The organism is Virgibacillus chiguensis (genome assembly GCF_900129865.1).
GTDB lineage: Bacteria > Bacillota > Bacilli > Bacillales > Amphibacillaceae > Virgibacillus > Virgibacillus chiguensis.
In genome coordinates this window covers 57,529-69,262 of record NZ_FQXD01000003.1, presented here as the reverse complement: position 1 = coordinate 69,262, position 11,734 = coordinate 57,529, and the positions used below count along the sequence as shown (strand labels likewise).

Genomic DNA, 11,734 nt, shown 5'->3' with positions numbered 1-11,734 from the left:
GTGCCCTCCGGCAAGCCCGTCTTTAGTCGGCCTTCCTATTTAGAACGAACCGATAATGACTTATCGTAGGGAAATGGAGTGAAGTCGCCTAGTTGTTGGGCGCTGGATCCGGACGGGGCCCATTCCGTTATTTGGTTACGCCATAGCAGCAAATTTTATACTTTCCCATTTTAATAGAAAAACTTGGCTTGTTGCCAAGTCTTATAGTGAAAGCTGTAGTTTTTCTTATAAACTTTTCCAATTCATGTTCCCAGAGCAGAAATGAAAAAACACGACGAACCGCTACTTACCACTCTTTTTCTATCAATACACGTAAGAATGCTTGCTTATCAGTAGCATTTAATAAATCTCTTACTGTCATTGGGTCGTTTGATAGTGATGATAGCTTATGAATAATTGCTTTAATTGGATTCGCTTTTTCATTCGTTAAAGCCAACATAAACACAATTGACACCTCTTCTTTTCCCCACTCCAACGGCTCGGTTAAAACAGCAATGGCAATCGTAGAAGCAATAACAAGCGTCGGATCTCCATGTGGAATAGCTATGGCACCACCAATTGCTGTAGCTGACTTCCTTTCACGCAAAAGCGCTTGGTGGACATATGATTTTTCTACTTTACCTTGTTTGTATAAGGCATTTCCTAGCATTTCAACTACTTGAAAACGATGTTGAGGATTAATATTTAGAAACAGTAATTCTTCTTCTATAAAATCATGTAAAACTTGAGGACTGGTAGCCAAAACAGAAGAACGACCCGCTTTTTTCTTCAGAAATCGTTGCAATTTTTCTTTATCAGTTGCTTCTAAAAGCGGAGAAATAATAATCGTTGGGATATTAATTTTTTCTATAGGCGTAGTCGATATAATTAAATGCACTTGTTCTCGCTTTATAAAACGTTGCACTTCTCCCTTCCCAACAGTTCCTACAATTTTCATTTCTTGATACTGTTTTTCCATTTTTGCTTGCAGTAATCTAGACATCCCTATTCCCATATCACAAACAATTAACACGCGAGGTACTGCATAATTTTCAGCATCTAACCTTTCTATGGAAGCTTGAAAATGCAGAACTATATAAGCTGCTTCTTCTTCAGGTATATCAAATGGAAATTTCTCACTCACCTTCTCTAAAGACAGCGTCACCATACTCAGCATATACGGATACATCTTTTTTATGTCCTGTAACAATGGATTACTAATTGGAAATCCATACAGCAAACGATTAGTAACAGCTTCTAAATGAATCATAAGTCCATTAATTAGTTGTTCATCTTCATAAAAGGATACATGCGTCAACTGTTGCATCGTCTCAATCATTGTCGATAATACTTGGTGTGTAATTTCTTCTTCCGTAGATGTATGTAACGAATATTTTTTACTCCCACGTAAATGCCACGTTAAATATATTGTCTCGTCTTGAGCTAACGTAATCCCAAATTTGTGTTCAAGCTGATCTAAACACCAAGCAGCCGCTCGGTACTCATTTGTCTCACTCATCGATGCACTTTGCTTATCAATCACTATTGGGCTAGCCTGCTTTGTACGTTGTACCATAACGAGCACGTGGACAACTAAATTATCCAGCGCATGACTTGCCATGGGAATTTTCCATTTTTCTATCATTTGGTTTAGTATTTGTCTTACTGTAGCAATTTCAAAGGGCGCAAATACATTCTTTAAAAATGCCGTCGCACCTTGGTTCACCATTTCCTCTATATGTGCCAGAGCCATTCGTTTGTTTAATTCTTCCCCTTTTACGTAATGACCTAGCTTTTGCCTTGATTCAATAACCAATCCAAAACTTTCAAACCACTGCTGAATCGCTTCAAGATCACTCTTTATAGCAGTATGATGGACATAGTAATCCATACTCAGCTGTTGCAACGTGAGTGGGTTTTTATCAGTTAATAAACGATAAGCTATTTCCATAAGCCGTTGATACGATGATTTATTTTCACGAAAAAGTGCATGAAACAAGTCTTGCTTATCTGAATTGTTTATCTCTAAATAAATCCCTGTTCCAGGTTTTCGAATTAAACATGCAGACGAGTAGTTTTGCAAATAAACATCAATTGTTCGCAAATCATTACGAACTGTTTTTTCTGAACAATCAAGTTGTTTAGCAAGATCATTGACTAAAATTGGACGGTTGCCATAAGATAATAGAACTTCTATAATCTTTCTCTGTCTAGCATTCATCTTAGCCCCTCCTTGTTCACATAGTTTGTGTACAATATGCGCCCATAAAAACTTAACGTATATAACTGTTTTTACTGAGCACACACTCTAGTATACTGTATCACAACAATTTCTCCTCATGTATAACTTCGTTCGACTAATCACAAATAAAAATAATATATTACAAGACTTTGCTTGTCGCGAATTTTGGTGAAAGCCACAGCTTTTCCCGATAGCATAAAAAACCCCTATTATAAAGAAATAAGGGTAGTATGTAAAATATTAGCTTTTGAGGATCATAAACTCGTCAATTACGATATTCATCTAAAACACGGATAAAGTCATAGTAATCTGTTGCTTGAATTAAACGTTGGACGATTGTTTCTGAGTTAACGATCGTTCCTAATAAATCGTACATTCCTTGCAGATCTTCTTTACTATCTTTTTGTACATTTAATAAACAAATAAATTGAACAGGTTTACCTCCCCAATCCACTGCCCTTTTTAATGTGCAAACCGTTAAAAAAGTTTTCTTGGATTGGGGCGTGACAGGGTGAGGAATAGCAACTAAGTTACCATATGACGTGGCTGCAATTTCCTCTCGTTCATATATGTGTTCTAAATAATTATTTGGCACTAATCCCATCTGGTTTATTTGCTGATATAAATAGTGAAGTATTTCATCCCTATTCTTCAAATTTTGTTGCAAAAATACGAGCTGTGGCTGAAAGTAGGTCCTAATCGATTCTTGACCATGAATAAATGATGTAATGTTTTCCATGTCTGATTTTTCTAATATAGCATTAACTCGAATTATAGGTATACCTATGTCTTGATCAATTGCTACAGAACTAATAATAAAGTCTATATTACTTAGTTGACAGTCCTTTAACTTATACAATTCAATAACACCAATCACTTCAACAGCATCTCTAAATTCCGTTTTTACTTTATAATATATTAATTGTGCTGTACCAAACCCTGATGCGCATACAATTAAGCAACGCTTTGGTCCCGTGTGGAAATTTTTCCGCTCCATTGCCGCACCGATATGCAAAGAAATATACCCGATCTCGTTTTCATCAAATTCACTGCCTGTCATTTTTTCAATAACCATACCGCCTAGAACGGCTGATTCAAAAGCTAATGGATAGCTTTTTTTAATATCTGCTAATAATGGATTTCGAATGTTCATGCCATATTTATACCGATTAATAGCAGGCTTGAGATGTAACCCCAAAGCGACTATCAGTTCTTTATCATGTTGAATCCCTAGATGATACTCTTCATCTATTTTTTTTAGCATCTGCATAATAATTGGCAAAATATCAGGTGCAACTAAGTTTTCTTCCAATCCGCCTGCCTGTTCAAGTGGAGCGATCATTTTTGTTCCCAATAAGTGAATGGCGATATAGGCTGTTTCTGAATCAGGAAACTGTATGTGTAAATGCCTTTCTACGTTCTGAACAATGCGTTTAGCTACTTCATATTCCGATTGATTAACAATTTTTTTCAATTCACTAGACTGCAATGTTATATATTTGCCGTCTTTTATTCGTTCATAAGCAATTAATATATGAATGAGCAAATTCTGAATCGCTACATCCGACATACTAATATGATTCTGTTTTATTTGTTCCATAATAATGTTGTCAATGGCAACAAAGTCTTCCTTACGTATGGATGGGATTGCAGGATGATGGGGGTGCTCACCATGTCTATGTGTTCGATCAACAATGTATTCAGCCATACAAAAGCGTAATTTCAATTCGTCACCTTGTAATTTAAGACCATAGTTTGGTCTTGAATGAATCTGAATCGAATAAAGCTTTAGCCGCTCCTTTACTTGTTTTAAATCATTTTGCACAGTAGATTTACTAACATACAGTTCATCAGCCAATTGCTCTAGCTTCACATAACCTTTCGTTACTAATAACCGACGAATAATTTGTATCTCTCTGTCTTCAGGTAATTGTGAGATAGACCTATTTTTTTGATCTTCCAGATGAACAATTGTATGCAAAAAATCGCGAAACTTTTCTTCATCAAAAATAGTCAGCTGATAACCTTTTGACACAACAGCTTCTACCTTGGCTCCATATTGACGTATTAATGAATCCAGTTTTTTTATATCTTCTCTCGTCGTTCTTGCTGTAACCTTATTTAACTGAGCCAAAAATTTCCCTGTCAACGGAGAATCAACAAGCATTAATTTTTTTAATATCATTCGCATCCTAGTTGTAAGCATCTAAATTCTCCTCATTATTCTCTTTAAAATCAAGGGGACAGGACAATATAGACAACGACATTCTCTTTTCTTATTTTTTTCAAATAACTTTATTTAAATCTATATCTTCTTTTTTAAAAGATAACAAAGTATAAACTTAGAGGCTTGTGTATAACACCATAACCAAATAAGCCACGTCCCGCTCCAGCGCCCAGCAACTAGACGACTTCACTCCATTGCCCTAAGCTAAGTAAGTCATCATCGGTTCGTAACTAAGAGGAAGGCCGACTAAAAACGGGCTTGCCGCCCCACGTCGGCATACCGCTGTTTTAGTGGCATGATTCCTTTATTTTAGTTGATTCGTTCCAGTCGCTACGTTGCTAAACGGGCTCCCTAAGCCTTTGTTCTACCCCATCCACACCATGTGGACGTGTGGATGGGTATCTAAATGCTAAAAACCATTGTTTAGAGACACTTCTTTAAACCATTCTGCACTCTTTTTCGGTTTCCGCTCCATCGTATTTAAGTCCACAGAATAAAATCCATAGCGATTTTTGTAGGCATTCATCCAAGACCAGTTATCCATAAATGTCCATAAATGATACCCTTTCACATTGCATTTTTCTTGCACAGCTCGATGTACCCATTTTAAATGTTCCCGAATAAATTCAATGCGGTATTCATCTTGAATTTGACCCTCTTTTATATATCGCTCTTCATTCTGAACGCCCATGCCATTTTCAGAAATAAACGATGATATATTACCATAGTTTTCCTTTAAATTCATTAAGATATCGTAAATACCTTTTTCGTATATTTCCCATCCACGATGCGGGTTCATTTTTCTACCTGGCATTTCATAAAGATCAAAAAACATATCCGGCATAAATGGAGCGTATGGATTAGGTAAATATTCTTTTGCTTTCACACGACGTGGCTGGTAATAATTAATCCCTAAAATATCTACCGTATTGTTTTTTAGTAGTTCTTTATCACCCTGTTTTGTTTGCGGTAACTGACCATGTTCTTTTAGAATGGCAATTAGCTCATCAGGATATTCACCTAATACAGCTGGATCCAAGAAACTACGGTTAAAAAATAGATCTGCTATTTTTGAAGCACGTAGATCAGCTGGGTTACTGCTTCTTGGATAAGATGGTGTTAAATTTAATATAATTCCAATTTGACTATGTGGATAATTTAGCTTACGAAAAGCCTTAATTGCTTTTGCGTTAGCAATCATCGTATGGTATGCTACTTGCACCGCTTTTTTAGCATCCACAATATTAGGATAATGAAAATCGTACAGATACCCACCTTCAACAGGGACAATCGGCTCATTGAATGTAAACCATTTTTTCACTCGATCACCAAAAAGTTTGAAACACATCTCCGCATAAGCTTGATAGCTATCTACAACTTCGCGATTTTCCCATCCACCAAATTGTTGGTAAGCAAGTGGCATATCAAAGTGAAATAGATTAACGAATGGCTCGATATCATTGTCTATTAATTCATTAATCACACCATTATAAAATTCTACCGCTTGTTCATTCATTTGTCCGTTCGGCATTAAACGGGACCATGAAATAGATAGACGAAAACTATTATGTCCAATCTGTTTCATTAATTGAATATCTTCCTTATATCGTTGATAAAAATCAGATGCTCTCGCTGGACCTACTTGGTCAAAAAAGCGATTCGGTTCCGTTTCATACCAATAATCCCAGATGTTTTTCGCTTTCCCATCTTTGTCTGCTGCACCTTCTATTTGCGTAGCAGACGTTGCACTTCCCCACCAAAAATTTGCTGGAAATTTATATTTTACTGTCAATGCAATACCCCCTCAACTATTTATTGCGATAAATCTCAATAATTTCGATTGCTAAATCCCTCATTGCCATAGAAGTCATTAAATGGTCTTGTGAGTGTATGAGCATAACATTAATGATATTTCCTTCTCCTCGTGCTTCATTGTGCAATAATTTCGTTTGATATTCATGCGCTTTTCCAAGTTCTTCTGCTGCTTCTTCAACAAGTTGATCTGCTTGATTAAAATTCCCTATTTTCGCTTCTTGAATTGCTTCCATCACATTGGATTTTCCATTACCAGCATGTAAAATAATTTGAAAAGCAATTTCAGTTGTTTGATCCATGTTCTCACCTCGTCCATTTACTCATTAACTTTTCTTTGCTGCTTTTTCTTTCTCGTAATAACTCTTGTCCATAATCTTCAAGAATGGCCACCAAATCATCATAACAACCACTAAGTTGACTGCTTGCAACAACCCGCCTTGCCAAGCGTTTCCTGTAGCTAAAAAACCATTTAATACAACAGGGGTTGTCCATGGAACAATAACTCCAGCTGGTGGTGGAACAAGCCCGGTCGCCATAGCAAAATACGTAATAATGGTAACCACTACTGGAGCAAGTAACCACGGAATAATGATAAGCGGATTCATAATAATTGGTAAACCAAAGATAATTGGCTCATTCACATTAAATATCCCTGCTGGCGCCCCAAGTTTACCCAACTCTTTCATTTGTCTGCTTCTACCAATAATAAAGATGAGGATTATAACTGCTAACGTCATTCCCGATCCACCCATTCCAACAATAAATGAATCGATAAATTGTTTTGTAACGATATTCGGTAATTCCGTTCCTGCTTGGAAAGCCGATAGGTTTTGCTCATTTAACGTGTACCAAATTGGATCAAAAACTGAGTTAACAATAATCTGTCCATGTAATCCGAAAAACCAAAATACCTGAATTAATAAAACAGCTACAATAGTTGCTGGCAACCCACTACCGAGTTGAGTTAATGGTTGTTGAATAATTGTATAAATAAAGTTCTGTACTGTGTCAAAGCCCGTGTAGCTAAAAATAATTCGAATAATTAAGAAAACAGACAATGTTAATGTAATTGGAATTAGTGCACTAAACGACCTGGATACTGCTTGTGGAACACCAGCTGGCATCTTAATTGTCCAATCTGTTCTAACAAAAAAGTTATAAAGTTCTGCTGCTATAAATGCAGTAAAAATTCCTAAAAACATTCCTTGTGCACCTAAACTTACCGTTGGGATGACACCTGTTAAACCCTCAAGCACTTGCGGCGTAAGAATTAAAAATGCAGTTAATGCAACTACCCCGCCATAAATAGCCTCATTTTCGTAATGCTCAGTCAATTTGTATCCAATCCCAATAATGACAAACATTCCCATAATACTTAACGTTGCTGCTGATGCAGGACCTAAAGCACTTTGATAAGCAGCAAACGCATCCTCACTTATAACGCGATCGAGGAATGGTAGGTTCGCAATAACAACAAAAATGGAACCAAAGATGATTAATGGTAAAGCAACCATGAATCCATCACGAAGAGCGGTTAGATAACGGTTGTTATTTAATTTATCAGCAATTGGTAATAATACATTTTCAAGCATTTCCATAAATTTATTCATTTTTCAACACCCCCCATTAGTTAGCTTCTTCCATTAGTTCGAGTGCTCTATTTAAGACTGCTTCGCCATCAATTCTTCCATAAGCAGTTGGATCAATAACATCAAGATGTACATTTACTTCATCCGCGAGTTTGGCTAATTTTTTCTTTAAAAAACGCATTTGTGGACCAATTAATAACACGTCTGCTTGTTCAATATCTTTCGTTACTTTATCTTGAGCAACTGCCCAAATCTTCACATCTATCCCCTTTTCTTCTGCTACTTCTTTCATTTTGGAAACCAAAAGGCTCGTTGACATTCCTGCTGAACACGCAAGTAAAATATGTTTCATTTTTGTTTCCTCCTAAAAATTTCTGATTTATTTCTCTTGCTATCTTTAGTTTAAGTTAAGCAAGTGGATAACTAAACATAGACTTTTTCCTTTTAAAGACGGAAACGGTTACTTCCATTGAAAACGCAACCACTTTTCTACGTTTAAAATGACATACATTAATTTTTGAACCTTTTCGATATGATATGTTTCCTTTCCGATTAATCAAGGAATATACTAAAATAGAGATTATATTTAAAATGATAAGAAAGGGGTTTTCTATTTGACTAACAAAATCACCGTTACAAACCCGGCTACTGGTGAAGTACTAAAAGAATTGAGTTCCTGGTCTAATGAGGAAGTAAAGAAAGCGCTTTATAAAGGTCATGCATTCTTTCCAACTTGGGCAAGCATACATGCACATAAACGTTCACAATTACTGCAACGTTGGGCAATGCAAATCAGAGAGCATAAGGATGAACTTGCTAAACTGATGACGAAGGAAAACGGAAAGCCACTAAAGGAATCTTATGGTGAGATAGAATATGCGGCAAGTTATATTGATTGGTATGCAGAAGAAGCAAAGCGAATTTATGGGCGAACAATTCCAGCAAACACCGAGTCAAAACGAATCCTCGTTCGTAAAGAGCCTGTTGGTTTAGTCGCTGCTATTACACCTTGGAATTTCCCTGCAGCCATGATGACAAGAAAAGCAGCACCAGCACTAGCTGCCGGGTGTACATTTATTGTCAAACCTGCTTCTGAAACACCGCTATCAGGTATTCGAATAATTGAATTAGCTCATAAGGCAGGTATTCCAGAAGATGCTATTCAATATGTCGTCGGTTCCGGCAAAGAGATTGGCGCATTATTTACAGAAAGTGACTATGTGCGTAAGATTACCTTTACAGGTTCCACTGCTGTAGGAAAAAACTTAATTAAAGGAAGCGCAAACACGGTCAAACATGTCACCATGGAGCTTGGTGGGCATGCACCATTGATTGTTGCTAAAGATGCGGATATTGAATTTGCAGCTGAACAAACGATCATCTCAAAATTTCGTAATGCTGGCCAAACATGCGTCTGTGCAAATCGAATTATCGTTCACGAAGATATTGTAGATCAGTTTGCAGCAGCTTTTGTACAACGTGCCAAACATTTAACGGTTGGCAATGGACTTCATGATAATATTGATATTGGACCAATCATTAATGAACGAGGCTATAACAAAATTAAAGAACATATTGATGATGCTAAGCAAAAAGGTGCTAAAGTATTGTTAGGAGATACATTTGATGCAGACCATGAGAAAGGATATTATTTTGTATACCCAACCATACTTAATGAAGTAACAGCGGATATGACAATTATGCATGAGGAAACATTTGGTCCAGTGGCTCCTATAACTACTTTTACAAATATCGAGGAAGCTGTACGCCTTGCTAACGATACGCCATTTGGTTTAGCTGCCTACTTTTTTACAAATGATTACCGTACTGGTACTTATTTGTATGAGCATTTAGATTACGGCATTGTTGGCTGGAACGACGGCGGACCATCTGCCGCTCACGCCCCATTTGGTGGAATGAAGGAGAGTGGACTTGGTCGTGAAGGTGGGCTGGAAGGCATTGAACCTTACTTAGAAACTAAATATGTATCGATTGGAAATCTATCGTATTAGAAAAACTCGTCCTACCATCAAGTCTTTATGGCGAATGCTGTAGCTCTGCTTATACTATAAATCATAGAAAATTTTATACTTTTCTATAGTGAAACAAAAGGGAAACCTCCTGTTCTATAGGAGGCTCCCTTTTTCCTGCTATTAAAAGTATACCAATGTAAAATAATGACGATGCATACACGCCACCCCTCTTGCTTTAAGTTAATAAATGACCGGTTGAACATAAGCTTCATTTGCAATAAACATATCTTGAAGCAGCTTATGAGCTACTTCCGCAGATGGCACAAATGGATGCATGGTCATCGCCTGAATGGCTACCCCAATGTTTTTGGATATTCCTGCTTCCACAGTCAGTGACTCATAAGCTTTCATATATTGTAATAATCCGTGAACATGCGGTAAGATTTCTGGTACTTGAATTGGTATAATTCCATGTCTTTCCACTACACTATTCACCTGGACACAAGCATCGTTCCGTAAGCCTTCTATTGCTCCATTATTTCTAATATTTACTGGTAAAATGCGCTTTAAATTATAATGAATTGCTTGAATAACCTCGAGCACCCCTTCTGAAGCTGCTGCACCTCGCCTATCTTCCACTCCATTTGGTAACGTAGCTGTTTTTGCATGTTCATATAGAGAAAATAACTGCTTGTGTTCTTCTAGTTCAAAATCAGATGGAAGCACGCCTTGTTTAAACACATCTAATTGCTTTGTTAAAATTTGGTCACCCTGATAATAATAAGGCTGATAGTCGCAACCAATAACGCCATATGTTTGTAAAAAATACGTATCAACTGTAATGTCTTGCCGCTTTTTTCTACTATGCAGTTTTTTATAAAGTATGGCATCTGTTAACTTTGATTTTCCACGAACATATAAATCCGTAACCCATAACAATTGACTTGTCCCTATTAGTTGCATACTTATATCATTCTTGACAACATCGTACGCCTTTGCAAATTGATTCCGAAAAGCCATTGGCCCCTCATTGATACCAATAACTTTCACATTCGTATGCTTATCTATCGCTTCTGTGATTATACTACAAGGATTCGTCAAATTAAGTAACCAAGCATCTGGTGCTAATTCTTCAATATCTTCACAAATATCAAGCATAATAGGTATCGTTCGTAAAGCATTCATAAATCCAACCGGACCTGAAGCTTCCTCTGCTATGATACCATACTCTAAACATAACGTTTCATCTATTTGACGCATATCAAAGCCACCTACTCTGATTTGATTAATAATAAAATCAGCCTGCTTCAATGCCTCTCGCCTATCGAGCGTTTCCATTATTTCTATGTTACTATTTTCCTGTTCTATCATACGTCTAACGAATGATGCAATGATGGATAAACGTTCTCTCCCTGCTAAAATATCAACAAGATATATCTTTTTTATAGGTAATGCTTCCTCGTGTTGGATAAATTGGCCTATTAACTGTGGCGTAGATGCTGAACCTCCTCCAAGAATAGCAATATTCAAGGTGGTCATGAGTTGTATCCCCCTTTATCATGAATATAAAATGCTGTACCACTTCTTCAAGAATGTGAACATGTTAGCTTGGACATTAACCAAAAGATAAAAGATACATAAAGTCATTTATAAGCCTTTGCGTCATAGGATTGAAGTGAGCCATCAGCAGCAGATTGAAAAACGGCCACTAATTAAAATCCCACTTTATCGTACGTATTAAAAAGTATATGATAGAGGATGTCATTTTAGTAGTTAAGTCTGCTTGCTCTCTTAGCCAAACGAAGGCTACTGCCATAAAGGTTTGGCAATAGCTTTCTATTTGATGTTAAATCTTATGTTTTCTAATAACGTTAAAAAAAGCTAGTCAAGGCAGCGACCCTAACTAGCT

8 protein-coding genes are annotated in these 11,734 nt (G+C 36.8%); 1 reads left to right on the top strand and 7 read right to left on the bottom strand.

Annotation, left to right across the window (positions count from 1 at the left end):
- Positions 1-286: 286 nt before the first annotated feature.
- The 6 genes from BUB45_RS04745 to BUB45_RS04720 form a co-directional block, all read right to left on the bottom strand.
- Positions 287-2,200 carry a BglG family transcription antiterminator gene (locus BUB45_RS04745; protein ID WP_073005856.1) on the bottom strand — a complete coding sequence of 638 codons (1,914 nt, stop codon included), beginning with the start codon at positions 2,198-2,200 and terminating at the stop codon, positions 287-289.
- A gap of 286 nt (positions 2,201-2,486) precedes the next feature.
- Positions 2,487-4,427 (bottom strand): BglG family transcription antiterminator, encoded by a 1,941-nt coding sequence (locus BUB45_RS04740; protein WP_073005854.1) that lies wholly within the window; start codon positions 4,425-4,427, stop codon positions 2,487-2,489.
- A gap of 430 nt (positions 4,428-4,857) precedes the next feature.
- A complete protein-coding gene (locus BUB45_RS04735; RefSeq protein WP_073005852.1) occupies positions 4,858-6,240 on the bottom strand; it encodes a glycoside hydrolase family 1 protein in 1,383 nt (460 codons plus the stop codon).
- Positions 6,241-6,256: 16 nt separating this feature from the next.
- Entirely contained in the window at positions 6,257-6,562 is a 306-nt protein-coding gene (locus tag BUB45_RS04730; RefSeq protein WP_073005842.1) for a PTS lactose/cellobiose transporter subunit IIA, read from the bottom strand.
- 24 nt (positions 6,563-6,586) lie between these two features.
- Positions 6,587-7,873 (bottom strand): PTS cellobiose transporter subunit IIC, encoded by a 1,287-nt coding sequence (gene celB / locus BUB45_RS04725; RefSeq protein ID WP_073005840.1) that lies wholly within the window; start codon positions 7,871-7,873, stop codon positions 6,587-6,589.
- Positions 7,874-7,889: 16 nt separating this feature from the next.
- Complete coding sequence (locus tag BUB45_RS04720; protein ID WP_073005838.1) at positions 7,890-8,204, bottom strand: PTS sugar transporter subunit IIB; 315 nt, start codon at positions 8,202-8,204, stop codon at positions 7,890-7,892.
- Between the two features lie 262 nt (positions 8,205-8,466).
- On the opposite strand from BUB45_RS04720, the gene BUB45_RS04715 reads away from it, so the two are divergent.
- On the top strand, positions 8,467-9,864 hold the full coding sequence (locus BUB45_RS04715) for an NAD-dependent succinate-semialdehyde dehydrogenase (protein WP_073005836.1): 1,398 nt from the start codon (positions 8,467-8,469) through the stop codon (positions 9,862-9,864).
- A 201-nt stretch (positions 9,865-10,065) separates the two neighbouring features.
- Here the strand turns inward: BUB45_RS04715 and BUB45_RS04710 are convergent, their stop codons facing one another.
- On the bottom strand, positions 10,066-11,364 hold the full coding sequence (locus BUB45_RS04710; RefSeq protein WP_073005835.1) for a family 4 glycosyl hydrolase: 1,299 nt from the start codon (positions 11,362-11,364) through the stop codon (positions 10,066-10,068).
- Positions 11,365-11,734 lie beyond the last annotated feature (370 nt).